The sequence below is a fragment of the Actinoallomurus sp. NPDC050550 genome (assembly GCF_040655075.1).
Taxonomy (GTDB): domain Bacteria; phylum Actinomycetota; class Actinomycetes; order Streptosporangiales; family Streptosporangiaceae; genus Actinoallomurus.
The window spans coordinates 1-24751 of sequence record NZ_JBFAJC010000051.1 but is presented as its reverse complement, the minus strand read 5'-3'; the positions used below and the strand labels follow the sequence as shown (position 1 = coordinate 24751).

General features: G+C 69.5%; 22 protein-coding genes. 12 read left to right on the top strand and 10 right to left on the bottom strand.

Features of this window, described 5'->3' with window-relative positions:
• Positions 1 to 11: 11 nt before the first annotated feature.
• Positions 12 to 722 carry a hypothetical protein gene (locus tag AB0I04_RS43155; RefSeq protein ID WP_360898455.1) on the bottom strand — a complete coding sequence of 237 codons (711 nt, stop codon included), beginning with the start codon at positions 720 to 722 and terminating at the stop codon, positions 12 to 14.
• A gap of 124 nt (positions 723 to 846) precedes the next feature.
• On the opposite strand from AB0I04_RS43155, the gene AB0I04_RS43150 reads away from it, so the two are divergent.
• Positions 847 to 2046 (top strand): helix-turn-helix transcriptional regulator, encoded by a 1200-nt coding sequence (locus AB0I04_RS43150; protein WP_360898453.1) that lies wholly within the window; start codon positions 847 to 849, stop codon positions 2044 to 2046.
• A 223-nt stretch (positions 2047 to 2269) separates the two neighbouring features.
• Here AB0I04_RS43150 and AB0I04_RS43145 read toward each other — a convergent pair whose 3' ends face one another.
• From AB0I04_RS43145 to AB0I04_RS43135, 3 genes are all read right to left on the bottom strand, one after another.
• Positions 2270 to 2422 carry a hypothetical protein gene (locus tag AB0I04_RS43145; RefSeq protein ID WP_360898451.1) on the bottom strand — a complete coding sequence of 51 codons (153 nt, stop codon included), beginning with the start codon at positions 2420 to 2422 and terminating at the stop codon, positions 2270 to 2272.
• 145 nt (positions 2423 to 2567) lie between these two features.
• On the bottom strand, positions 2568 to 3071 hold the full coding sequence (locus AB0I04_RS43140; protein ID WP_360898519.1) for an oligopeptide/dipeptide ABC transporter ATP-binding protein: 504 nt from the start codon (positions 3069 to 3071) through the stop codon (positions 2568 to 2570).
• Positions 3072 to 3120: 49 nt separating this feature from the next.
• A complete protein-coding gene (locus tag AB0I04_RS43135; RefSeq protein ID WP_360898449.1) occupies positions 3121 to 3543 on the bottom strand; it encodes a cupin domain-containing protein in 423 nt (140 codons plus the stop codon).
• 151 nt (positions 3544 to 3694) lie between these two features.
• On the opposite strand from AB0I04_RS43135, the gene AB0I04_RS43130 reads away from it, so the two are divergent.
• The 3 genes from AB0I04_RS43130 (at position 3695) to AB0I04_RS43120 (ending at position 7888) form a co-directional block, all read left to right on the top strand.
• A complete protein-coding gene (locus AB0I04_RS43130) occupies positions 3695 to 4513 on the top strand; it encodes a dienelactone hydrolase family protein (protein ID WP_360898447.1) in 819 nt (272 codons plus the stop codon).
• A gap of 242 nt (positions 4514 to 4755) precedes the next feature.
• Complete coding sequence (locus AB0I04_RS43125) at positions 4756 to 6915, top strand: hypothetical protein (RefSeq protein WP_360898445.1); 2160 nt, start codon at positions 4756 to 4758, stop codon at positions 6913 to 6915.
• Between the two features lie 214 nt (positions 6916 to 7129).
• Positions 7130 to 7888: a hypothetical protein gene (locus AB0I04_RS43120; protein ID WP_360898443.1), complete on the top strand. Its 759-nt coding sequence runs from the start codon at positions 7130 to 7132 to the stop codon at positions 7886 to 7888.
• Positions 7889 to 7904: 16 nt separating this feature from the next.
• Here AB0I04_RS43120 and AB0I04_RS43115 read toward each other — a convergent pair whose 3' ends face one another.
• Positions 7905 to 10700, bottom strand: coding sequence for a SpoIIE family protein phosphatase (locus AB0I04_RS43115; RefSeq protein ID WP_360898441.1), 2796 nt, complete (start codon positions 10698 to 10700; stop codon positions 7905 to 7907).
• Positions 10701 to 10922: 222 nt separating this feature from the next.
• Between AB0I04_RS43115 and AB0I04_RS43110 the strand changes: the two genes are divergently transcribed.
• A complete protein-coding gene (locus tag AB0I04_RS43110) occupies positions 10923 to 13616 on the top strand; it encodes a hypothetical protein (RefSeq protein WP_360898439.1) in 2694 nt (897 codons plus the stop codon).
• Positions 13617 to 13732: 116 nt separating this feature from the next.
• Here AB0I04_RS43110 and AB0I04_RS43105 read toward each other — a convergent pair whose 3' ends face one another.
• Complete coding sequence (locus tag AB0I04_RS43105) at positions 13733 to 14989, bottom strand: MFS transporter (RefSeq protein WP_360898437.1); 1257 nt, start codon at positions 14987 to 14989, stop codon at positions 13733 to 13735.
• Between the two features lie 268 nt (positions 14990 to 15257).
• Between AB0I04_RS43105 and bla the strand changes: the two genes are divergently transcribed.
• On the top strand, positions 15258 to 16184 hold the full coding sequence (bla, locus tag AB0I04_RS43100; RefSeq protein ID WP_360898435.1) for a class A beta-lactamase: 927 nt from the start codon (positions 15258 to 15260) through the stop codon (positions 16182 to 16184).
• Between the two features lie 9 nt (positions 16185 to 16193).
• Here the strand turns inward: bla and AB0I04_RS43095 are convergent, their stop codons facing one another.
• Positions 16194 to 17141, bottom strand: a complete 948-nt coding sequence (locus AB0I04_RS43095; RefSeq protein ID WP_360898433.1) for a helix-turn-helix domain-containing protein — start codon at positions 17139 to 17141, stop codon at positions 16194 to 16196.
• Between the two features lie 185 nt (positions 17142 to 17326).
• Here AB0I04_RS43095 and AB0I04_RS43090 point away from each other — a divergent pair, with 185 nt between their 5' ends.
• The 4 genes from AB0I04_RS43090 to AB0I04_RS43075 all read left to right on the top strand — a co-directional run bounded on the left by AB0I04_RS43090 (position 17327) and on the right by AB0I04_RS43075 (position 19542).
• On the top strand, positions 17327 to 17998 hold the full coding sequence (locus AB0I04_RS43090; RefSeq protein WP_360898431.1) for a DJ-1/PfpI family protein: 672 nt from the start codon (positions 17327 to 17329) through the stop codon (positions 17996 to 17998).
• Between the two features lie 39 nt (positions 17999 to 18037).
• Complete coding sequence (locus AB0I04_RS43085; protein WP_360898429.1) at positions 18038 to 18535, top strand: hypothetical protein; 498 nt, start codon at positions 18038 to 18040, stop codon at positions 18533 to 18535.
• A gap of 103 nt (positions 18536 to 18638) precedes the next feature.
• Positions 18639 to 18890, top strand: a complete 252-nt coding sequence (locus AB0I04_RS43080) for a hypothetical protein (protein WP_360898427.1) — start codon at positions 18639 to 18641, stop codon at positions 18888 to 18890.
• Positions 18871 to 19542 carry a DUF3159 domain-containing protein gene (locus AB0I04_RS43075; RefSeq protein ID WP_360898425.1) on the top strand — a complete coding sequence of 224 codons (672 nt, stop codon included), beginning with the start codon at positions 18871 to 18873 and terminating at the stop codon, positions 19540 to 19542. Before AB0I04_RS43080 ends, AB0I04_RS43075 begins: the two co-directional genes overlap by 20 nt.
• A gap of 19 nt (positions 19543 to 19561) precedes the next feature.
• On the opposite strand, the gene AB0I04_RS43070 is transcribed toward AB0I04_RS43075, so the two are convergent.
• The gene (locus AB0I04_RS43070) at positions 19562 to 20725 is read right to left on the bottom strand and encodes an acyl-CoA dehydrogenase family protein (protein ID WP_360898423.1); all 1164 of its coding nucleotides are present in this window, start codon (positions 20723 to 20725) and stop codon (positions 19562 to 19564) included.
• A gap of 28 nt (positions 20726 to 20753) precedes the next feature.
• On the opposite strand from AB0I04_RS43070, the gene AB0I04_RS43065 reads away from it, so the two are divergent.
• Together AB0I04_RS43065 and AB0I04_RS43060 are read left to right on the top strand one after the other, a co-directional pair.
• Complete coding sequence (locus AB0I04_RS43065; RefSeq protein WP_360898421.1) at positions 20754 to 21578, top strand: alpha/beta fold hydrolase; 825 nt, start codon at positions 20754 to 20756, stop codon at positions 21576 to 21578.
• Positions 21579 to 21832: 254 nt separating this feature from the next.
• Positions 21833 to 22570 (top strand): hypothetical protein, encoded by a 738-nt coding sequence (locus tag AB0I04_RS43060; protein WP_360898419.1) that lies wholly within the window; start codon positions 21833 to 21835, stop codon positions 22568 to 22570.
• Positions 22571 to 22750: 180 nt separating this feature from the next.
• Here AB0I04_RS43060 and AB0I04_RS43055 read toward each other — a convergent pair whose 3' ends face one another.
• Together AB0I04_RS43055 and AB0I04_RS43050 are read right to left on the bottom strand one after the other, a co-directional pair.
• A complete protein-coding gene (locus tag AB0I04_RS43055; RefSeq protein WP_360898417.1) occupies positions 22751 to 23173 on the bottom strand; it encodes a spore-associated protein A in 423 nt (140 codons plus the stop codon).
• 865 nt (positions 23174 to 24038) lie between these two features.
• On the bottom strand, positions 24039 to 24455 hold the full coding sequence (locus AB0I04_RS43050; protein ID WP_360898415.1) for an RDD family protein: 417 nt from the start codon (positions 24453 to 24455) through the stop codon (positions 24039 to 24041).
• Positions 24456 to 24751: the final 296 nt, after the last annotated feature.

Here is a 24751-nt window from a genome sequence, read left to right as displayed (position 1 = left end):
CATCACCGATCTCAGAAGGGCGGATGGTCGTCGAAGCCTCCATCAGCCGGCACTACCCATGCATCCTTGGACGCGGTCAAGTGGCCGGCGCGAGGGCGGCTGAAGGAGTCGGCAGCCAGCACCAGCTCCGCCTGTTGCTTCAACTCCGTGTGCTGTGAGGCCAGGTCAAGGTCTTCCAGTAGGCGGATAACGGTCAGCGCTGCAGCCTGGCGGACCTTGAGGTCAGGGTCACAGAGGAGGGCACACGCGGCCGGGAGAAGGGCAGGACGTATGGAGCGGACCTGAAGTTCAGCAGGGAGCAGCTCGTGGCCGAAGTGACGAGCGGCGGCTTCGGCCTCGTCTCCGGCGTCGTTGATCGCGTTGGCTACCAGAAGAAGCAGGCCCTGGCGTAGCAGGGTCGGCGTGTCGGTCCGATACGGCAGCGCTGGCAATGTAACCTGGTCGGTACGGGAATCTGTGAGCAGCGCTGCGACCACCAGGAGGGCCGGCGCCGTGGCCTCAGCGATGGAGTTCTGGTGATTGATCGCCTCCCCCAGATCGCGCAGTGCACGGGCCTGGGCGGACGGTGCACCCTCCAAAAGGACGGTCAGCGACTCCCGCACGGTCGGGCAGCCCTGTTCAGGACCGACGATCACCTCCAGGTGCCCCCAGTCCGTACCAGCGATCAACTGCTCAGGCGTGGGGGAGAACTGCTGGCGCTCAGAGACGTCGGCGGAGGTCATCCGCCAAGTATCCAACCCACCGGACCACTGAAGCCCCCATCTCGGCAGCCCCACTAGCGACCACCCCTGATCACCATCCGTGAAGGCTCCCCAGAGAGTGATCAAGAGCCAGAAGTGGTGATAGGTGGTCGTCGTTCTGGTGGTAGGTGGCCCGGTTGAGTGGTGGCTGGTGGCCAGGGCTCTGGTGGCGGGCGGTCAATGTGGCTGGTGGTGGATGGCCAGTGGACTGGTGGTCGGTGGCCAGCGAAAATGGAGGTACCGGCATGCGGCCAGCACCGGCACGCCGATAACGGCTGTTGGTTCCGGCGGCCTCGATGGAGAACCTGCCGTGCTGGTCGGTGAATTCACGTCGCCGCTTTCGGCGGAGCAGTCTGCGGGTGCCTTCGGCGTCGCAGTTCGGCCCGCAGCGTGTGGAACGATCGGCTCTGGATGCAGTAGGCGAGGTGGCTGGGGATGGCGGGCGGAGATCGCGGCGACGTTCTCGCTGAGCTGGGTGGGGCTGTGGAAGAGGTCGCCTTCAGCCCTGACGGGCGCCTGCTGTCCACGTGAACCGGCTGTTTGTCATGGGCTGATCGTGGAGCTGCTCAGGCCGTGGGGCGGGATGAGCACGCGGCTCTTCCGGAACCGTTGCAGCCTGGGAACAGGTTCGGTCGGGTGCCCGTTCACCACACCGTTCGCTTGGTGGGAGGGTGGCCACATGGTGACTGCCAATCGCACGCTGACGGCAGAGGTGATCGCGGCGCTGAGGTACTGGCCGGGCGTCATCCACCTCAGCCAGAAGAACCCTCCGGACCCAGTGGATCTCACCGTCCTGCCCCCTTTCTTCAACGAGGTGTTGCAGAACCTTCCCTGGTGGAACCGTGACTGGAAGGTCAGCGGCGTCGAGCCAGGCGTCCCCTTGGAGATCGAAGGTGTCGACCGTTACATGACAACAACAAGGTTCACCGAGGTGTCGGTGCCAGGCACCGCCGGCACCAGCTCCGGCGAGAGCCTGCCGTTCGTCGCGAAGGTCAGGTTTACCGGTGATCAACTGATCCGATTCCAAGCCAAGATCGGTGACATGGTCCTCGGCCCCGCAAGCGCACCGGCCGGGCGGCTGGAGCCGCATCCGTTCGCAGCGGTGTTCAGCAGACTGATGGACCTGCGCGGGATTCCGGTCAAGGACATGGCACGGGAAACCGCCCGATCGATGTCCACCATCCACATGCTTCGCCGCGGCAGGCTGAACCCGCATCCGGCTCTCGCCAAGGAGATCGCCAAGGCCTTGGGCATGTCTGAGGCAGATATCAACGCAATTGCTGGACTCGACGACGGCAGCATCTGAGATGGGACAGTCCCGAGGAGAGGCAGCGAGACTCGCTGCGGCTGACTGGCGAAAGCCTTGGCCTCGTCCGGGGGCGGGTAACGGCCCACAGGTCGGAAGATGATCTCCAAACTCTTGATGTCCAAGACCTGACCGACCTTGAATTTCCGCAGGTCACAGAGTCCTGGCGCCCCCGTGTGGCTTCGTTGGATGGATCAAAGCAGCGCTGTGGGGTGGTAGAGGGTCAGCGCAGTGCGGCGAGCTCATCGATGTGATGGGTGGGAGTGTCCATAAAGAGGTCGGCCGTGGTGGTGGCGTAGGCGAGGTTGAGGGTGTCGAGCCGGTAGGTCCACTCGTCGCCGTGTGATCCGTTGAAGCGGTAGTTGATCGCAGCCATTGGCCGGTGGCGAGGTGCGCTGCTGGAGGACGTCTCCAGCGGCGCGGCATGCCGAAGGGGGTGATGGTCATCTGGACCCGTAGCAGACCGTCGCTCTCCCGGAGGGAGCACTCCGGAGTCCGACGTGGGGTCGGGTATGCCTTCCTCACTGTGATCTGCGGGAGAAAGTCGTCGAACTCGTGCATGCGGATCTCGTGCACGAACGGTGGCCGCAGATTCGGCAGGGGGAAGGCGATGGGCGCAGCGTCGCGAAGCGGGCGTTCGCCGATGCTCGGGGCCACGGCCCGGCCGTGCACCGGTCCTCGGCGTACGGGCACCGGTCGGCGAACCGGCAGCCGGGCAGCTTCGCGCCGGTCGGCGGCGGCCCGCCGGGCAGCACCTCCACCGAGCCGGGCGCGGCGACCCGCAGCAACGCTTCGGTGTACGGGTGGGCCGGCGACCGCAGCACCTGCTCGGTCGGGCCCGACTCGCTCCGGTGTGCGCGGCGATGCCGGCGACGTACCGGTGGTACCAGGCGGCCTCCGCGTCGGGGTCCGGCGCGGGATCGTCGTCCTCGTCGAACAGGATCCCGTAGACGCGGCGCCAGGCGGCCACGCCGTCCAGCGCGGCGCGCAGCCAGCGGAACTTCGGCTCCGATCCCCAGGCCCACGGGCACGCGGGATCGGTGAACTCCACGACGGTCAGCGGGCCGCCCGCGGTCATGGCCGGTCGACCGGCGACCACAGACTGGGCAGGTTCACCACGACGCCCTCCTGGCTACTGCGGGAGATGACGACGACCGCCTCGGTGTCGCCGGGGTTCTCCTCGCGGTGCGGAGCGTACGGCGGGACGAAGATGAAGTCGCCGGGCTCGGTCTCCAGGCGTACCTCGGTGTCACCGTCGGCGAAGACGAACACCGGGTTACCGGACACGACGTAGATCGAGGTCTCCGTGTCGCCGTGATGGTGGTCACCAGAGTTGGTGGCGGGCGCCACCAGGGTCTTGCCCGTCCAGAGCTTCGACGAGCCGACCGTCTTGCCGGAGATGGCCTCCAGCCGGGTCATGCCCGTCGTCTGACCGGTGTCCCCGGTCAGCTGCGCACCGCGGATGTGCCGCAGCTCGCCGTGCCAGTCGTCCGCCATCAGGAAACTCCCATCGGTTCGTCGCGCCGTCACGTACTGGGGCCTGTCTCGAGGTCCCGCTGTCCTACTGCGCGGTGCCATCTCGTGTTGTATTAGGCGATCATCTTCCCTAGCGTCACCCTCACCAGGTGCGAGGAGTAAGGGATTGACGATGTCAGATGACGATCTGGCCGATTTCGCCCGCGGTTCCTTCACGCATGGTGATCTTGCATTCGACGTATGGCGGTCGGGGACCGGCCCGGCGGTGATCGTGCTCGCCGAGATCCCCGGCATCACGCCGAAGGTGGCCGCGTTCGCCCGGCGAGTCCGCGATCTCGGCCTGACCGTCGTCCTGCCGGATCTGTTCGGGGTCGCCGGTCGCGATCCGAGCCCGGAAGCCCACGGCCGGCTCGGTACCGCACGCACCGCCGCACGAGCGATGCTCCCGCTGTGCGTACGCCGTGAGTTCGTCATGCTCGCGACGGGCAGGACCTCACGGATCATCACCTGGCTCCGCGCGCTGGCGGCGCACGAGCACGACAGCTGCGGCGGACCTGGTGTGGGCGCCGTCGGGATGTGCTTCACCGGAGGATTCGCGCTGGCCATGGCCACCGACGACCGGATTCTCGCCCCGGTGCTCTCGCAGCCGTCACTGCCGCTGCCGATCACTCGCAGGAAACGCGCCACGATCGACATCTCCCCCGCCGATCTCCAGGTCGTGCAGGACCGCCGTGCGGCCGGACTCCAGGTCCTCGGGCTACGTTTCCGCAGTGACCGGTTGGTCCCCGGCGAGCGCTTCGACTTCCTGCGACGCCAACTCGGCGACGCCTTCGTCGCGGTCGAACTCGAGGACGCCGACGCCAACCCGGACGGGCTGATAAGGCCGCACTCGGTCCTCACGGAGCATCTCATCGACGAACCGGGCCAAGCGACCCGGCAAGCGCTCGACCAGGTACTCGAACTGTTCAGAGCACGTCTGCTCACCGGCTGACGGCGCGGCGCCCGCAGGCCGTCACAGGCGCGGGCGGATGTCGCCGGACTTGGCGATTCCCCTGAGAAAGCGCTTTCAAAAGGCGGTTTCTCGATCTATGGTGACCAGATGACCAACAGGTCCGGCGGAGTGTTGGGAAAAGGTTTTCCCACACTCCGAGATGAAGGGCGGTCCGTCGTCCGGATCCAGATGTCCACAGAGCCGAATGCCGGGCGGTCCCCGGCCCTCCGAGGGAGGATTCGTTGATCAAGCGCAGGACGGTACTCAAGGGGGCGGTCGGCACCGCCGCCACGTCGGTGTTCCTCGGTGACCCGGCGGCACGGGCCGCCCAGGCCTCGCACGGTGGACGCATCGACCGCGAGGCGCTGGTGGCGCGGCACGCCATCGAACGCACCTCCAGCGATCCGGAACTCCCGCTCCAGGTCGGCAACGGCAACCTCGCGTTCGGGGCCGACATCACGGGCCTGCAGACGTTCTTGCCGTTCGCCACGATGGCCCAGTGGGGCTGGCACGAGGACGCGCTGCCCGAGGGCAAGAAGGTCGAGGACTACAAGGGCACGCCGTGGGACACCCACGGCCGCCAGGTCTCCTACTGGACCGATCAGGCGGGGCAGCCGGAGCTGTACGACTGGCTCAGGGGGAACCCGCACAAGATCAACCTCGCCCGCATCGGCCTGTCGCTGCGCACCGCCGCCGGGCGCGAGGCGACCGAAGCCGACCTGACCGACCGGCACCAGCGACTCGACCTGTGGACGGGAACGCTCCACAGCCGGTTCACCTTCGACGGCGCACCGGTCACGGTCGAGACGACCTGCCATCCCACGCTGGACGCGATCGCGGTACGCGTCGACTCCCCGCTGGTCCAGGCCGGGCGGCTGACGGTGTACGTGGACTTCCCGTACGCGACGGCCAAGGGGCAGGGCAAGTTCAGCGCGCCGTTCGTCGGGATCTGGGATCGCCCCGACGCCCACGTCACCGAGCTGAGCGTTCAGGGGCCGTCGCGGGCGCGCATCACGCACCGCATGGACGCCACCACGTACCACACGGCGCTGACCTGGAACCGGGAGGGCGGCGAGCTGCGGCGCGGGGACGGCGGAGTCCACCGCTACACCCTCACCGGCACCCGCGGCCCGCACCTGGAACTGACCTGCCTGTTCACGCCGGAGGACGCGCGCGCGGTCGCCCCGCCGCCGTCGGCGGTGGCGAAGGTCTCCTCCGCGTGGTGGCCGGCCTTCTGGCGCTCGGGCGGCGCCGTCGATCTGTCCGGCAGCGCCGACCCCCGCTGGGAGGACCTGGAGCGCCGTATCGTACGCAGCCAGTACTCCCTCGCGGTCAACGAGAGCGGGCAGTACCCGCCGCAGGAGTCCGGCCTGGTCAACAACGGCTGGTACGGCAAGTTCCACCTGGAGATGGTGGTGTGGCACAGCGCGCACCTGGCGCTGTGGAACCGCTGGCCGCTGCTGGAACGCAGCCTCGACGTCTACCGCGACCTCCTGCCGTCTTCGCTGGAGCGGGCGCGGCAACAGGGCTTCCGCGGCGCCCGCTGGCCCAAGATGACCGGGCCCGAGGGACGGGAGTCCCCCGGTCTGCAGAACGGGCTGCTGCTGTGGCAGCAGCCGCACCCGATCTTCTTCGCCGAGCTGGACTACCGGGCGCATCCCAACCGCGCGACGCTGCACAAGTGGCGCGACATCGTCTTCGCCACCGCCGACTTCCTGGCCTCCTTCGCCTTCCTCGACCCGGCGAGCGGCCGCTACATCGTCGGGCCGCCGGCGATCCCCGCCAACGAGAACTCCGACCCCCTGGTCACCAAGAACCCGATCGTCGAGACCTCCTACTGGCGCTTCGGGCTTCGGGTCGCCGGAATCTGGCGCAGGCGTCTGGGGCTCGCTCCCGAGAAGGAGTGGCAGGACGTCCTGGCCAGGCTCGCGCCGCTACCGGTCCAGGGCGGCGAGTACGTGCTGTATGAGGGCGTCGAGAACATGTGGACCGAACACGCGACGGACCACCCGGACCCGATCGCCCCGTACGCGATGTTGCCGGGCGACGGCGTCGACGTGCCCACGATGCGGGCGACCGCGCAGCAGGTGTACCGGAGCTGGCCGGTCGACGACCTGTACGCCTGGGACTTCCCGCTGCTGGCGATGAACGCCGCCCGGCTGGGCGATCCCGGTCGGGCGGTCGACTTCCTGCTGCATCCCAAGTTCGGCTTCACCGAGCAGGGGCTGCCGGCCAGCGGCAGGAGCGGGGTGCCCTCGCCGTACTTCCCCAGCGCGGGCGGGCTGCTGTACGCCGTCGCGCTGATGTGCGCGGGATGGGACGGCGGAGCCGATCGGCACGCTCCCGGTTTTCCCGCCGAGGGCTGGCGGGTGCGCTGGGAGGGCCTCAGCAGGGCGATCTGACCACGTGGCCCGGGCGGGCCCTTCCCCGCCCGGGCTCGTCGTCCCACGAGCCCACCGGGTCAAATGCCATTCATCAATCGACGCTGGAAATGTTCCCTCGACCAGCTCAACTATCTTTGCGACGTTCTCGGCATTTCAGGATAAAGCGCTTCGTCGATCACTAGGCTTCCCTGGCGTATTTCACGGAAGACGATCTCTTACCGATGGAGTAGCCGTGCCGAAGACATCCCCTGGTCGGCTGGGCGTCGCGTTGGCCGCGACGTCGGCCGTGCTGCTGACCGGAGCGTGCAACAACCCGATGGGGTCGGACAAAGGCTCGGCCTCGTCCGGCCGTCCCTCGGCCGCTCCCTCCTCGACCGCTCCTTCCTCGGCGGCGCCCGCGAACAACGGTGTGGCGGCGAAGTCGGCGGCCCGGATCGTGTCCGAGTCACTCGCCGCCCTGCGCGCCGCCACGTCGGTGCATCTAAAGGGCCGCGTACGCAGCGGCGGGGATATGGTCACCATGGACATGCAGTCCGGACGCGCCGGGTTCAAAGGCTCCATACGTGGGCCCATCGGCGGCGGCCGTACGGTCCCGTTCACGATTCTCCGGGCCGGCGGCAAGGTCTACGGCAAGGGCCGGCAGTTCGTCCAGTCCACGGTCGGGTCGGGTGCGGCCTCCAAGGTCGGCGACAAATGGATGCTGATCGGCTCGGCCCGTGAGGCGTCCGCGCACGGTCTGGACTTCACGCCGGCCGGGTTCGCCAAGCTCATCAAGCCGTCGGGTCGGCTCGTCAAGGGAAAGCCGACGACCATCGCGGGCCGGCCTGCCATCGGCGTCCGCGATCAGAGCGGCTGGATTTACGTGTCGACCACCGGAAAGCCGTACCCGTTGCGCCTCGCGCCGACGAAGAAGGGCAGCGGAGCCCTGGCCTTCACGGAGTACGACCGGCCGTTCCAGATCAGCGTGCCGAGCAACGTGTTCCAGCGGTAGGCGCGCGATTTTCCGCTCAGCGGGCGGCGTCGTCGAACTGCTCGAGGAGAACGTCGGCCAGCGTGCCGCCCCGTACGGTGGACGCGCCGTCGCCCAGGTCCTGTTCGGCCCAGATGACCTTGCCGGCCGAGGTGTACCGCGTCCCCCATCTCTGAGCGAACTGCGCCACGAGGAACAGCCCCCGCCCACCTTCATCCATCGTCGCCGCGCGCCGCAGACGCGGTGAGGTGCTGCTCCGGTCGGACACCTCGCAGGTCAGATGGCGCCCGCACAACAGCCGCACCCTGATCGGCGGAGATCCGTACCGGATCGCGTTCGTGACCAGCTCGCTGACGATCAGTTCCGTCGTGAAGGCGATCTCCTCCAGCCCCCACTCGCGCAGCTTCTCGGCGCAGCGCGCCCGCACCGAGCCGACCGCCGACGTGTCGACCGGCACGTCCCATTCGGCCACGCGCGACCGCGGGAGCAACCGGGTGAGCGCCACCAGCAGCGCGATGTCATCGGCGGGATGTGCCGGCACGATCGCGTCGATCACCGCCTGGCACGTCTCCTCCGGGGTGTGTCCATCGGTCCGCTCCAGCGTCCGGCGCAGCTCATCCAGCCTGCTGTCGAGGTCGCGGGTCCGGTCCTCGACCAGGCCGTCGGTGTACAGCACCAGCCGGGATCCCTCCGGCAGGCGCAGCTCGGCGGTTTCGAAGGGATGACCGCCGAGCCCGAGCGGAGGTGAGGCCGGGACGTCCGGCCAGGTGACCGTCCCGTCCGGGTACACCACCGCCGGGTCGGGGTGTCCCGCACGGCCGATCGTGCATACCCCTGCCACCGGGTCGTAGATCGCGTACAGACACGTCGCTCCCGTCACCTCGGCTCTGCTGTGGCCTTCCGCGATCTCGTCGGTGCTCTCCTCGCTGTCCATCCGCGCGACCAGTTCGTCCAGGTGCGCGAGGACCTCGTCCACCGGGAGGTCGAGCGCGGCGAAGTTGTGCGCCGCGGTGCGCAGCCGCCCCATGGTCACGGCCGCGTGCAGTCCGTGACCGACGACGTCGCCCATCGCCAGCGCCACTCGCGCCCCCGGCAGCGGGATGAGGTCGAACCAGTCCCCGCCCACTCCCGCCTCCGCGGGCAAATACCGCCAGGCCACTTCGAGCGCGTCCTGATCCGGCTGTCCCCGCGGCAGCAGACTCCGCTGCAGCGTGACCGCCATGGTGCGCTCCCGGGTGAAGCGCCGCGCGTTGTCGACGGCCACCCCCGCCCGCGCCGCCAGCTCCTCCGCGACCAACAGGTCCTCGTTCTCGAACGCCGGCGTCTTTCCCACCCGGTAGAAGCTCGCCACGCCCAGCGGCACACCCCGCGCCTGCAGCGGCACGGTCACGAGCGAGTGCACCCCCTGCTCCAGCGCCCGCAGGACGCGGTCCGGGTCCTGCTCCTGCCACCCCCGCGCCTGCCGCAGGTCCGCGGCCAGCACCCCGTACCCCTGCTCCAACGCTCGCGCCTGCGGCGTCGCCGACGAGAAAGTGATCTGTTCGCCCACCGAGCACAGCGGCGACAGCTCACCGGTGATCGCCGCGCGTCGCAGCCGCCACCGTCTCTCCGCCGTCGGCTCCTCCCCCCGCATCACCGCGTCCAGCAGGTCCACCGTGACGAGGTCGGCGAACAGCGGTACGGCCACCTGAGCCAGCTCCTGCGTCTCACGCACCACGTCCAGCGTCGTTCCGATCCGTATCCCCGCCTCGTACAGCAGCTTCAGCCGCTCCCGCGCCACTTCCGCCCGACCGGACACCGTCGCCAGTTCGGTCGTGTCCCGCAACGTCACGACGCTGCTGCCCTGAACGCCGTTCAGGAAGGTCGGTCGTTTGTTCACCGCCAGCAACCGGCCGTCCGCCCCATGCACCTCATCCGTGACCGGCTCTCCCGACGCCAGCAAGCGCGATATCCGCTCCGGCAGGCCCAGCTCCCGCACCGGCCGTCCCTCCGCGTCCGCCGGCAGGCCCAACAGCCGATTCGCCTCGTCGTTGGCCAGCACCAGTCGCCCGTCGGCGTCGATGATCAGCACTCCTTCCCGCACCGCGTGCAGGACCGCGTCGTGGTGCTCGTACATCCGCGTCATCTCCGCCGGCTCCAGGCCGTGCGTCTGCCGCCGCAGCCGCCTGGACACCAGAGCCGTCCCGCCGGCGGCCACCGCCAGCGCGGCCGCACCGCTGACAAAGGTGAGCGGCACCTGCGGCAGCCACCGTCTCGCCACGTTCCTGGCCGTGAGCCCGGCGGACACCACGCCGACGACCGACCCGCTGTCATCGGTCACCGGGACCACCGCCTGGACGTCCGTTCCCCGGCCCGCCGGCAGGGGCGGCCCGCCCGCCTGCTCAATGATGGTGCGGCCCTGCAGCGACGGCCGGATGTCGCCCACGAACTTCTTCCCGATGTACTTCGGGTAGGGGTACGTGTAGCGGATCCCCTGGGTGTTGGTGACGACGATGAAGTCCACGCCCGCCCGCTTCCGGGCCGCTTCGGCGCGCGGCTGCAGCACCGCCGTGGGGTTCCGGCTGCGCAGCGCCTGGACCAGGCCGGGTGCGTTCGCGAACGCCTGGGCCGCGACGATCGACTCTCGACGCCCCTGCCGCAGGGCGTCATACGCCGCCTGAAGCAGCTCCATCGTCACCGCGGCCGCGACCAGCAGTAGGACGATCACGACCTGGAGAAGGAACACCTGCCCGGCGACACTGCGCGGATTCAGCAGGGCAACGCGGTGATCGCGTGGGCGTCCGGAGAACGGATGACGGGACGACATCCGGTATCGCCGGAAAGATGCCTTCATGTCCCATTCATAACACTGCGCTACCAGCCCAAACGGACCCGCTCCGCGTTCCGGGAAACCAGCTCCGGTCAACGATCGGATCAAGATCCCGTAGGTCGTGAACCTTTTCACCGGGCCGCGCATCTTCACAGGCGTAGGAGGGGCGTCGGTGAGATCGTTCGCGGGCCGCCTGCCCGGACATCCCCTCCATCTGCCTGGTCATGAAGTCGAGGAGGTCGCGCCGTGAACGGTGCGTCACGTGAGCCGGACAACGACGCGCAGCACGAGACCTCCGGGACGCCACCGCAGGACGATCCCGCGCCCGGCCCCGAACCGCAGGCAGAGGCGGCGGACACCGGCGCCGAGGAACCCGCGGGTACCGATGCGCGGGACCAGGAGGACTCCTCGGAACCCGAGCGCGTCCCCGAGTCCGAGATGGCTGCCGACGCGGAGGCCGATCCGGACGATCCGTCCGAGGCGATCAGTGCCGACGACGAAGAGGACGACGCGCACACCGAAGACGAGCGGCAGGAGAAGGCCGAGCCGTCCGCCGAACGAGCTGAACCCGCTTCCGCCGAAGCCGAGGCCGAAGCCGACGCCACTTCTGGCGGCGACGACACGGCCGCCTCTGAGGACACCCTGACCTCGGAGGACAGCACCGTCCCTGAGGGCACCTCGGTCCCCGAGGACACCCCGGTGCCCGAGGACAGCACCCTCCCTGAGGGCACCACTGCGCACGCGGCGACCCCTGACCACGCGGAGTCCGAACCCGAAACGGAGGAGGACGGGCGGACAACCACCGCGGAGTTCCGGCTTCCTCCCAAGCCCTACTCGCCCGCCGCGTCCGACATCACGGTCTCGGATCTGCCCCGTTCGGCGTTTCCCAAGAAACGGACGGCCGACACGGAGTCCAGGCCGCCTGCGCACCGCCCCTCCCCGGAAGAGCCGCAGCCCAGGCGGTCCGCTCTGGAACGGACCCCATGGTGGAGTTCGGGAGGCGCCAACGGTCAGGACGAGGTGGAGTCGGTCGCGCCGTCGCCCGAGGCGGCCGAGACCACCGCGATCGCTCCTCCTGCCCCGGACCGCGGAGCACCGGAGCACTCTTCGTGGTTCACGCCCGCGGAACGCCCGCCCGCTCAGACGTCCGCGACGCCTCCTCAGACGGTCGAAGAGGCGCTCCCCGAGGTCCGTCCGTCCGGCCAGGGGGGATTGGCGAGTACGACGCAGCGGGACGGCGTGCCGATGATCTCACCGCCCCCGGCGGCGACGACGGCGTACACGGCGGCACCGCCGCCGCGGACGATGCCCCCAACGACACCCCGGCCTGAGACCTCCCGGCCACCCGCAGCGAAGCCGCTCACGACGCCCCAACCTGAGACCTCCCGGCGGCAAGTGGCGGAGCCGCCGCCGCTCACGATCCCCTCCACCATCGCGGTGCCTCCGCCCGAGACCGTCCGGCCGCCCGTGGTGGAACCGCCACGGCTGAGGATCCCCTCCACCGTCGCGACGCCTCCGCCGGAGACCGCCCGGCCGCCCGTCGTGGAGCCGCCGCAGCTGAGGGCCCCTTCCACCGTCGCGACGCCTCCGCCGGAGACCGCCCGGCCCCCCGTGGTGGAACCGCCGCAGCTGAGGACCCCTTCCACCGTCGCGACGCCTCCGCCCGAGACCGCCCGGCGGCCCGTGGCGGAACTCGCCCCGGTGCCCGTACAGGCTCCTTCGGAGGCGCCCGCGGAGAAGCCGCGGCGCAAGCGGCGGCGTACCGGTTGGATCGTCGCCGTGGTGCTGGTGCTGCTGGCGGGGGTGGTGACCGGCCAGTTCGTACGGCCGATGCCCGCGCCGACGATGCGTCTCACGCTGACGGCCACCCGGCACACCTTCGGTGGCGCCGCCCCCGTGCTCCCCTGGCCGGCGCAGGGGCAGGCGACCCTGTACGTGGACGGGCTGGGGTCCATGGGGTCGTCCGGCGGGGAGACGCCGACCCCGACCGCCAGCGTGGCGAAGGTGATGACCGCGTACGTCTTCCTGCACGATCACCCGCTGCAGCAGGGTACGGATGGTCCCACGTACCGGATCTCGCGGCAGGAGGCCGCCCGGCTTCCGATGCGCAAGGAGCGGGGCGAGTCGCTCGTCGAGGTCGTCGCGGGGCAGGCGTTCACCGAGCACAAGGCGCTGGAGGCGCTTCTGCTCGTGTCGGCGAACAACCTCGCGCACGAGCTGGCCCGCTGGGACCTGGGCGAGGAGCAGACGTTCGTCGAGAAGATGAACGCGACCGCGCGCTCGCTGGGAATGACCAACACCACCTACACCGACCCCAGCGGATACGACTCACACACTGTCAGCACCGCCGCCGACCAGGTCAAGCTGCTGACCGCGGCGATGAAGATCCCGGCCTTCGCCGAGATCGTCAACCTCCGCACGTACGTGCCCAACGACGGACGGCCACCGCGTGCCGCCGGCAACGTCCTGGTCGGGCGCCATGGGGTGGTCGGCGGCAAGACGGGCTACACCGACGCGGCGGGCGGCAACTTCGTCTTCGCCGCCCGCAAGCGTACGGGACATGTCACCACCATGATCGTCGGTGCGGTCATGGGACAGCAGTCCTCCAGCGCGATGGGCGCGATCGAGGCCGCGCAGCCGCTGATCGTCGCCGCTGAGAAGGCGCTGACCTCGGTGACGCTGGCCCCGGCGGGCGCACAGGTCGCGCTGGTCGACGACGGCCTGGGCGGGCGCACTCCGCTGCGCGCGACGGCCCCCGTCACGGTGGTCGGCTGGGGCGGGCTCACCGTGCCGGTCCGCGTCACCGGGGACCCGCCACGCCACGCCGCCGACGGCACGCGGCTCGGCGCCGTGACGGCGGGCAGCGCGGTCATCCCCCTGGCCCTCGACCGCACGTTGCAGCCGCCGTCCATCCTCAAGCGGCTCCTGCGCCTCGGCTAGCCGCGACGCGGCCACTCCACGGCCGGCCCGATCACGGTGCCGGCCTGCGGGAGGACGACGATCGGCGTTCGCCGTCGCGGGCGCCGACGTCGCCGCTCCCGTCGCGGCGAGGTTCCTCAGGATCGTCGGGTGAGGGGGCGGGCGCAGGCCATCGCCGACGCCGGCCCGAGGACGGCGAGGGCGGCCAGTGCGGTGGCCGCCGCCGCGGACCCGGCGTCGAAGAGTGCTCCGACCGCGAAATCGCCCGCGAACACCGTCATGCCGGACAGACAGGAGGACACGCCGAGGTACGCGCCCACCCTGTCGGGCGGCGCATAACGGGCGATGGACTGGAAGATCGACGACTGCACGAGACTCTGCCCCACTCCGCCCAGCGCGGCGGCCGCCACCAGGCCGACGGCCTCCGGCGCACCGCCGCCCCCGTCCAGCGGAAGAAGCACCAGGTAGCAAGCACTGGTCAGCACCAGTCCCGCCTGGAGAACGCGCGGACGGTCGGCGCGGCTCCCGGCGGCGCACCACGGCTGCACCATGGCCGTGAACGCGGCGGCGACGCAGAAGAACATGGTCGTCCGGCCCGGCCCGAAGCCCTTGAGAGGCACGACCGCCGTCGTCTCCCCGGCGAGCAGCATGCCGGCGGCGGTCGCGGCGGCGAACCGGAGGAACACCCGGTCGCGAACGACGGCGGCCATGCCACGGAACGTCTCCATCCCCGTACCGGCTCCGGGACGATCGAGAACCGGATCCGCCTCCGGCCCGGGCAACGGTCGGGGGCGCTGGACCAGGAACAGGGCGCCGGCGATCGCCCAGCACAGCGCGGCGCCGGCCGCCAGGGGGCCGAAGCCGCCGCCCTTCAGCACGGCGAGCCCGGCGAACGGCGCCACCACGGCCGTGACCTGCCCGCTGACCAGGTAGGCGGCGAAGCCGACGGGACGGCGCGCGGGGGACGTCCCGGCGATGATGGCCTGGACGGCCGGCACGTACAGCGAGCCGCCCGCGCCGAGCAGGCAGGCCGCGCCGAACAGCCCGAGCGGCCCGTCCGCCGTCGCCAGCAGCGCGAAGCTCGCCGTACGGAGCGCGCAGGCGAGTAGCCCGGCGCGAGGCGCCCCGAGCACGTCGATCAGCGCCCCCAGCGGCGGCTGTAGTGCGGACTGGACGAGAAATCGCGTGCCGAGCACCAGGCCGATCGTTCCGGCGGGCAGGCCCGCATCGCGCCGCAGATGGGCCACGAGGTGCCCCATCACCGCGTAGTAGCCGAGCGCCGCGGCGACCTGAACACCGACGACGACCGCGATCGCCCGGCGGTCCGTGGCGTCCCGCCCGGCCGTACGCGATGAAGCGGCCGGGTGGGAGGCGGTCGTGCCGCCGACGGGCATGCGGTGGCGTCCTAATCGAATACGGTATCGGAGCGGAAATGATATCGAGCAGCCTATTCTCACTGGTCAATGCCGAGTCAGGCCATTCCTCGACGCGAGACGGTAAGTCGTCGCGACGCCACGGGCGCCTCCCCTGGCGACCAGCCTTGATATCCGTTCTTCTATAGATACGAGTGCGGTAGACATCGCTGGCTCGGCTCTGGTCTGCTCGGCGGTGTCGTCGTCCACCCGGTCCGGGATCCCGGGCAAGTGAGGCAGGTGCCACCTGATGTCGTTCGACCAGTCCGGCCCGTCCCGCCGTGCGCTGCTGGCCGCCGCCGTCCTCCTGCCGCTGGCGGGGTGCGGCACAGGTCATCGCTCAGCCTCCGGGTCCTCCCCGGCACCAGGCCGCCGCTCTCCGGGCACCGCCGGATCTCCGGACACTTCGCGATTCGCGGCGCTCGAACGCGAGCACAAGGCCCGCCTGGGCGTGTACGCCCTGGCCACCGGTACCGGCACCACGGTGGCCTACCGCGCGGACGAGCGATTCGCGTTCTGCTCCACCTTCAAGACACTCGCCGCGGCGGCGGTCCTGCACGGGAACGCACTCGGTCACCTGGACAAACGCGTCACCTACACCAGAGCCGACGTCAACTCCATCTCGCCGATCACCAAGGATCACATCGCGACCGGGATGACCATCGGGCAGCTGTGCGACGCCGCCATCCGCTACAGCGACGGCACCGCCGGCAACCTGCTGATGCGCGACATCGGCGGCCCGGCGCAGCTGACCGCCTACCTACGCGGGCTCGGAGACACCGTCAGCCGAATGGACGACTACGAACCCGAGTTGAACAGACTCCGCCCCCAGGACCCGCGTGACACCACCACTCCCCGCGCCATCGCCGCCGACCACCGCGCGCTCGTGCTCGGCGACGCGCTGCCGGCCGACAAACGCGCCCTGCTCAAAGACTGGCTCGTAAGCAACACCACCGGCGTCAAACGCATCCGGGCCGGGCTGCCCAGAGATTGGCCGGTGGCCGACAAGACCGGAACCGGGGACTACGGCAGGGCCAACGACATCGCCGTCGTGTGGCCGCCCCGTACCGCCCCGCTGGTGCTGGCCATCATGTCGGACCGAGCCGGATACGACACTCCGCCCGTCGACTCCCTGATCGCCGAAGCCACGAAGCAGATCGTCTCCGCCCTTACCTGATCGGCTCGTTCAGCGGGAGCTGCGGAAGGCGGCTCGGTAGGTCTGCGGGGTCGTACCGGCGACGCGCTTGAAGCGTTCGCGGAAGGCCGTCGCGGATCCGAAGCCGGCCTGGACGGCGATCCGCTCCACGGAGTGGTCGGTGTGCTCGAGCAGGTACTGCGCCCGCCGGACCCGAGCGCGCAGCAGCCACTGCAGCGGTGTGGTGCCGGTGTGCTCGCGGAAGCGACGGCTGAAGGTGCGGGTGCTCATGCCGCAGCGGGCGGCCATGCCCTCGAGGGTGATGTCGTCCTTCAGGTGGTCCTCGATCCAGGTCAGTGTCGGCTCCAGCAGCGAGCCGCGGGGCACCGCCGGTCGCTCGTGGGCGATGTACTGGGCCTGGCCGCCCTCGCGTTCCAGGGGGGTGACGGCCAGCCGGGCGGCGTCCGCCGCGACGGCCGAGCCCAGGTCTCGGCGGATCATGTGCAGGCACAGGTCCAGTCCCGCGGACGCCCCGGCCGAGGTGAGCAGCTGCCCGTTGTCCACGTACAGCACGTCGGGCCGCACGTCGACCTTCGGGAACATCTCGGCGAAGTACTGCGCGGCGATCCAGTGCGTGGTCGCGGCCAGCCCGTCCAGGAGCCCGGTGGCGGCCAGGATGAAGGCACCGGCGCAGATCGAGGCGATGCGCGTGCCGTGCGCGGCCGCGTCCCGCAGCGCCTCCAGCGCCTCGACCGGTGGCGGGCCGGCGGTCTCGCTGCAGCCGGGCACGATGACGGTGTCGGCGTCCGCCAGAGCGTCCAGCCCCCACGGGGCGTGGATGGTGAAGGTCTCGGTCGGCACCTGCGGCTGCGTCCCGCAGATCCGCACCCGGTACGGACTGCGCCCGTCCGGCAGGCGGACACGGCCGAACACCTCGACCGGAATGGCCATGTCGTAGACGACCGTATGATCCATCACCAGGATCGCCACCGTATGCACGAGCGCAGCGTACGCCGAGTTCCGGCCAATGCGTAGTCGTGCGTCACACCGGTGGTAGGCGTGACAAGCCAGGTCAGTGCGTTGGCGAGAATCCGTTGCAATGTGTCAATCCAGCCGATGGCCCGCACCCGCCACGTCTCCTAGCGTGAGCGCGGTAGTGACGGAACGACGGATGTGAGGCACCGATGCTCGCCCAGTTTGTCCTCTTCGATGGCTTCGACCCGCTGGATGTCATCGCCCCGTTCGAGGTCTTCAGCGCCTCGAAGGCATTCACCGACCAGGTGAGCGTCGAACTGGTCACCGCCGACGGCCCGGGCGAGGTTCGCAGCGGGATCCCCGCCATCTCCCTGACGGCCACCGCCGGCGTGGACCCGGACCGCGCGGACCTCATCGTCGTCCCCGGCGCCGCCGGCAGGTCGCTCCCCCAGGGCGAGGACGATCTCACCGACGCGGAGCGGGAGGCCACGATCCCCGCCATCCTCGGCCGGACCCTGACCACCGGACTCCCGGGCCTGCTGGCCAAGGCCCTGGCCGCGCCCGGCACCACCGTGGCCACGGTCTGCGGCGGCTCGCTGATCCTCTCGATGGCCGGGCTCATCGACGGCCGCAACGCCGTCACCCATCACCAGGGCCTGGACGTACTCGGCGCGAGCGGCGTCAACGTCACCCGGGCCCGCGTCGTCGACGACGGTGACCTGGTCACCGCCGGCGGCGTCACCTCCGGCCTGGACCTGGGCCTGTACCTGTTGGAGCGGGAAGTGGGACCGAAGGTCGCACTAGCCGTGGAGCAGCTCTTCGAACACGAGCGCCGCGGCGTCGCCTGGCGCGACCACGGGCCCACCCCGGTGGGCGCCTGACCCGTTCCCCATCCCTCCGACGAAAGCGCGTACCCGGCGATGAGCAAGGTCCTCCTCATCCTCCACGTACTCGCGGCGGTCATCGCCGTGGGCCCGGTCACGGTCGCGGGCAGCATGTTCCCCGCCGCGGTCCGCAAAGCCGCAGCGGCACCCGACAAGCCCGAATCGGTCGGCGCCGTACGGTTGCTGCACCGCATCTGCCGCGTCTACGCCGGCGTCGGCCTGGCCGTCCCCGTCTTCGGCTTCGCGACGGCGAGCAGTATGCACGTCCTGGGCAGCGCCTGGTTGATCGTCTCCATCGTCCTGACCGGCGTCGCCGCGATCGTGCTCGCGCTGCTGGTCCTCCCGGCTCAGGAGATCGCCATCGCCGGCCTGAACGGCAGCGGCTCCGGCAGCGGCGCCGACGCCGACACCGCGACACGCATCGAGCCCGCCCAGATCCGACGGCTGGCCATGCTTACCGGCACCTTCAACCTGCTGTGGGCCACGGTCACCATCCTGATGATCGTCCGCCCCGGCTCCAGCACAGGAGCGTGACCCCATCGCCGCGACCACCACACCGACACGACGGCCCACGCGCACGCCGCTGCGCGTCTCCGCGATCGTCGAACTGGTCAGCCTCGCCATCCTGTTCGGCAACATGGCGACCGCGAACGTTCCTCAGATCGCCTCCCTGGTCGGCCCCGTCCACGGCATCGCCTGGCTCTTCGGCATCTTCGCCGCCTGGCGCGACCCGAGCCGGACCACCGGGATCGCGGTACGCGCCGTCATCCCCGGCATCGGCGGCATGCTCGCGCTCCGCGCGCTGGACCGCTCCGACGCAGCGAGCACATCGGCGGATCCCGCAGACCTCACGCGGCACGAAGGCACCCATGACGACCTCGCGCGGTGAAACCCGGCCTGACACGGCTCCCCGACGGACTTCCTACGGCGAGCCCGTACGCGAGGCGGCGAGGGCGGCGCTCAGACCGGGCGGCCAGGCCTCCTCACTGGTCACCACGGCAGCCCCCACCATCGTCTTCGTGGCAGCCGACGCCATCGGCGGGCTGAGATCCGCGCTGATCGCGACCGCCGTCACCGGAGTCCTCGTCCTCGCATGGCGTCTGCGCGCTCGGCGGCACGTCAGGCACGCGGTCATCGGCACGCTCCTCGCCATCGTCTGCGCCGCCGTGGCGGCGGGCACCGGGCAGGCGCGAAGCTTCTTCCTCCTGCCCATGCTGGTGCCCGCGGCGGCGACGATGGCATGCCTCCTGTCGATCCTCGCCGGCCGCCCCCTGGCCGGCCTGGTCGCGAACCGCGTCGTGGGCGGCCCGAGGGACTGGCGCTCGCACCGGCCGCTGCACCGCTTCTACCGGCGGACGACTCTGGTCATCGCACTGGTGAGTTTCGTGAGCCTGGCGGCCCAGGTGGCCCTTTACCGCCTCGACGCGATCGGCGGGCTCGGGGTCCTTCACGTCCTCATGGCACCGATGTGGGCCGGCATCACGGCCGGCTCGATCGTCCTGTCCCGCCTGGCCGTGACCCGCCATCGCCAGGATTCGTGATGCTCTGGCGAGCCGTTCGTCAGTCGAGGCCGCCGCGGGCGATGAGCTGGCGGACGATGACGTTCCGCTGGATCTCGTTGGTGCCCTCACCGACGATCATCAGCGGCGCGTCGCGGAAGTAGCGCTCGACGTCGAACTCGGTGGAGTATCCGTACCCGCCGTGGACGCGTACGGCGTCCAGCGCGATCCGCATGGCGGTCTCGGACGCGAAGAGCTTGGCCATACCCGCCTCCATGTCGACACGGCGTCCGGCGTCGGCCTCCCGGGCGGCGTACAGGGTGAGCTGCCGCGCCGCCGACAGGGAGGTGGCCATGTCGGCGAGGTAGTTGCCGATCGACTGGTGCTGCCAGATCGGCTTTCCGAACGCCTCACGTTCCTGGGCGTAGGCGAGAGAGTCCTCCAGCGCGGCCCGGCCCACGCCCAGGGCGCGGGCGGCGACCTGGAGTCGTCCGGTCTCCAGTCCCTTCATCATCTGCGCGAATCCATGACCCTCGACGCCGCCGAGTACGGCGTCGGGGCCCGCGCGATGGTCCTCGAAGACCAGTTCGCAGCTCTCGACGCCCTTGTAGCCGAGTTTGGGCAGGTCGCGGGAGATCGTGAGCCCGGGGCCGTGCTCGACGAGGAGGATCGAGATGCCCGCGTGGGCGGGTTCGGCGTCCGGGTCGGTCTTGCACAGCAGGGCGATCAGCTGCGACCGGCGCGAGTTCGTGATCCAGGTCTTGGACCCGTTGACCAGGTAGCCGTCCGGGTCCTTGCGGGCGACGGTCCGCATGGCCTGCAGATCCGAGCCGCCACCGGGTTCGGTCAGGGCCATGGTCGCCCGGATCTCACCGGTGGCCATCTTCGGTAGGTAGCGGCGCTTCTGCTCCTCGGTACCGAACTGCAGGAGCAGCTTGGCGACCACGGTGTGCCCGCCCATCGCGCCGGCCAGGCTCATCCACCCACGGGCGAGTTCTTCGGTGATGAGCACGTAGCACGACGTGGAGACCGGGGTCCCGCCGTACTCGTCGGGGATTGCCAGGCCGAAGACGCCGAGCCGTTTCATCCGCTCGATCAGGGCCTCGGGATAGGTGTTCGTGTGCTCGAGCTCCCGGACGACCGGCTTGACGTCCCGATCGACGAAGTCGCGCACCGTGCCGACGATGAACCGCTCGTCCTCCGACAGGATGTCCACAGTGCTCATCGTTCTCCTCACTCCCCGGCAGGAAAGCATGACAGTCCACGACCAGCGCCGGCACGCGTCCACTCGCGCCCACGACGGCACGCTCCTGGCCTACCAGTACGAGGGCGCCGGATGCCCGTTGGTGCTCCTGGCCGGGCAGGCGAACAACCACCACTGGTGGGACGGCGTACGCGAGGACTTCCACGCCATGCATCGCACCATCACCCTGGACTGCCGCGGCACCGGAAACAGCGGCAAGCCCGAGGACGGCTACTCCACCGAAGTGTTCGCCGAGGACGTCATCACGGTCCTGGACGACCTGGGGATCGAGCGGGCCGACGTCTACGGGACCTCCATGGGCGGCCGCGTCGCCCAGTGGGTCGCGGCCCGCCATCCGGCCCGCGTCCGGCGCCTCGTTCTGGGGTGCACCTCGCCGGGCGGCTCGCACGCGATCGAACGGGACGCCTCGGTACGGCGCGCTCTGGCCCAGGCCGACCCGGAGGCGTCGCGGCACGCCCTCTTGGACCTGATGTACACCCCCACTTGGTCCGCGAAGCACCCCGGCCCGTACACGACGCTCGGCGACCCGGACATGCCCCCGTACGCCCGCCGCGGCCACCTGCTGGCCAGTAACCGGCACGACGCCTGGGACGCGCTCCCCCGCGTCGGCGCCCCGACGCTCATCCTGCACGGCGACCAGGACCGACTCACCCCGGCGGCCAACGCCCCGCTGCTCGCGGCCCGCATCCGCGACAGCCGGACCCGGATCCTCCCCGGCGCCCGGCACGCCTACTTCGAGGAGTGCCGGCCCCACGCGAGCGCCCTCGTCACGGCATTCCTCACCGACGCACTGAACGTCCCCGCCCAGAAGTGACGCGTCGGCCGCCCCCTTGAGGTGCGCCCGCTACGGCCCGACCAGGTCGATCGGGTCATCAAGCCACACGCGCTCGCCTTCCGGTGAGACCGTCAGCCCGAATCGATCACGGGCAGGACGTCCGAGGGACAACCACCGGAGGTACGCCTCGGAGGACGCGAGGTGCCCAGCGCCTGCGTACCTTGCGTATCGGTCGGGGCTGGTCCTTGCTGGACCAGGCTCGCGCGTTAAGGGATGCCGCCCGCCGCCTTCGTATGCCCACCGTCGCCCAAGCCCGTCTGAGCACCATTCAGCGAACCATCGCGCGCTGGGAGAACGAGGCGGTACGTCCTGGCGAGCGCTATCAACTCCTGCTGGCCCGCGTCTATGCCGATCAGGGCGGGACGACGGCCCTCGGCCCCGGTTCGGATTTCGATCAACTCATGACCGTGTCCGCCCTGTACGGGATCGAGGCAGCGCGGATATCGGAGCTTCGTAATCTGGTGGCCGACGCGCTGACGAGCGGTACCAGCGGTCTGCTCGCCTTCCTCAATCCGAGCCTTACGGCTTCCCTCGTGCCGGCGCTGGCCGATCCCCGCCACACCGACGAACAGTTGATCGCGCAACTCGGCACGGCCGTCGCCGACCTCAACGGCCGTGTCGGAGCAGTACCGTTCGTACGACTTCAGCTCGGGCTCGTACCGATCATCGAGTCATGCCGCGCGCTTCTCGCCGGACATGTGCCTGACGATCTACGCGATCAGCTGCTTTCGATCTCCAGCACCGCGTGCACCCTCGCCGCCCGCCTGGCCTTCGAGACCTACGACGACCCCTCATCGACCGGCTCCTACGCCGAGGCCCTGGCCGCCGCCAATCGTCTACCGGATCCGTGGCGCCGCGCGATGGTGCGCACAAGCCAGACGATGGTGACTCTCCTCCCCCTCACTGCACGCCGATCCGCCAGGAACAGCGGCCGATGCAGTTCTGATCGAGCAGTCGTGGAGCGAACATGAGAAGTTCGCGGAGCTTTTCGACCGGCACGTGTCCGTAGAACCAGAATGCCGAACGGAGCGTGGGCGGATGGGCTGACGGTCCGCCCGCCCGGGTCGGGTATGCGGCGTAGGGGCGGGTGGGTTGGCCGTCGCGGTCGACGTCCTTCTCGCCCCACCACGCCCCTTCAGCTCAGGCGCAGGTCACTTGCCGCAGTGTCCCCACTTCAGCGTCCAGCGGCGGCTGTGGTCGTAGTCGCCGCCCCAGACGATGCACGCTCCGCGAGCCGAGCGCTTCACCGGGCCTGCGTAGGTGGAGAAGTAGCCGTGCTGCCACGTCCAGTTCTTGTCACCGTACTTGGCGATTCCTGCAGAGACGTATTTCTTGTCCGGGTGCGCCTTCCACGTGATCACGCAGTTGGTCTTGCCGTTGTACAGCAGGAAGGTGGTGGCCACCTTCTTGCCCTTCTTCTTGAAATCGTGATGGCCGACAACGTGGTACTTGCCGCCGCCGCATGCCGCGATCGGTGACGACGCCGCCATCGCCGGGCTGCTGATGAAGACGGATCCGGCGACCGCGGTGGCCGCACTGAGGGCGAGTACTGCTCGCTGTGCAGACTTGCGCAAGAGATTCCTTCCAAGTGATGTCGGGGCAGCGACTGGCAAGGGGGTGCTAGGGACACGCCCCTGCCGTTCCAGCCGGGGGGCTGTGAACGCCAAGATTGACGCATTGAACACCGAAGGCGTTCCGGAATGGGGCGTGATCATGATCACTCTCCCCGCCCCACAACCGTTGAAGTCCCTGCGGTAACCGACATGCGGGTCCCTCCACATCAAGCCGAAATGGGACATAAGGGGATTAATTTCCCTAATTGGCATGAGCGGGGGCGAGAATGGGCAACGAGCATAGAGGCAATGACCAGCCAGAACCTTCCTCCCGGTGATGGGCCGCGGGCCGATCGACCCAAGCGGTGGACGTTCACCGTCGCCTACAAGCTATTTGTTCCGATGTCGGTTCTGCCCCATTTATTTATTATGAGAAGTTTGATGTGAGGCTGTCTGTCTGATTGAGTTGCTTGTACGAAGAGTGACACCGTACGGGGGAAAGCGCGAGAGGTCTCGGGTGCGGGCGGGCGGGAGCCCGTGGAACGCATGACCGTGCGTGCCGAGAAGACGCACCTGTGATCGAGAATCCCATCGCCGGCATCGCCGGCCTGCGGGTTCGGGCGAGCTACAACACCTCAGGTGGAGCCAGAACTCGCTAAACCGTAACCGCCCGGCTACACGGTGGGGCCGAACCCAGCCCGCCGGGTGGGGCCAAGAGCGACAGCACCGCCATAATTCGGGGGCAACCCCGACCCGTACCGCAGGGCCGTTCACGGCCCGAGAACGGAAGCGGGGCGGCAGCGATCGCCCCCTGCGGGACCTCCTGCCGAATGAGCGCCTACGCGCATATGGAGGGTAGATCGCTGTAGCGATCGGCATCGTCGTGCTATACGTTCACAACCCAGGTTTTGGCAACCTTGTCGTGGAGGGTCTGGTTGTCGGGGTCCCAGAGGATCCATGCCAAGTCGATGAACCCGCCAACTCCGCAGGTGATCAGGGAAAAGATCATTCCGAACCCGCCCCTCCATGCGGCGGTTCGCCACCCGATCTCGTCGAAGTTCACGTGTATCACCTTGATGCCCATGGCACGCTTGCCGAGCGTCTGACCCCACCAGCCGTGCTGAACCCAGAAATACGTAAACGCGATCGGCAGGTACGCGACGGAGGACGAGATAGAGGACGAGGCATTGGGAGCGGTTCTACGGAAGATCAGCCAGTTCAGGACCGCAATGCAGAGCCCGTCGATGAGTGCTGCGAGGAACCTGCGTCCCCGGCCGGCGAGCTCGACCTCTCGTTGTGCCATGGCGGGCGATCATACAGATGGCGCGCCGACTTGTCGGGAATGGCCGGGAATGTTGTTCATGTGTTGACGCGACGTCCGTGGTGAATCACCGGGCAGCCCGATTGGAAGTCAGGGGCGGTGAACCTTTATCGGGTCGAGCCGGGGATCGACAGCGCGAGTCAGCGCCGACTTGGTCGGTCAGGAAGATGAAGCCAAGCGCCGCATCACCGAGGCCGCGCAGCTTGGGGGAAGGCCGGAGGCGATCTCAGCAGTGTCAGTGCCTCCAGGCCGGAGCTGGGGGGAAGATGTGGCCATGA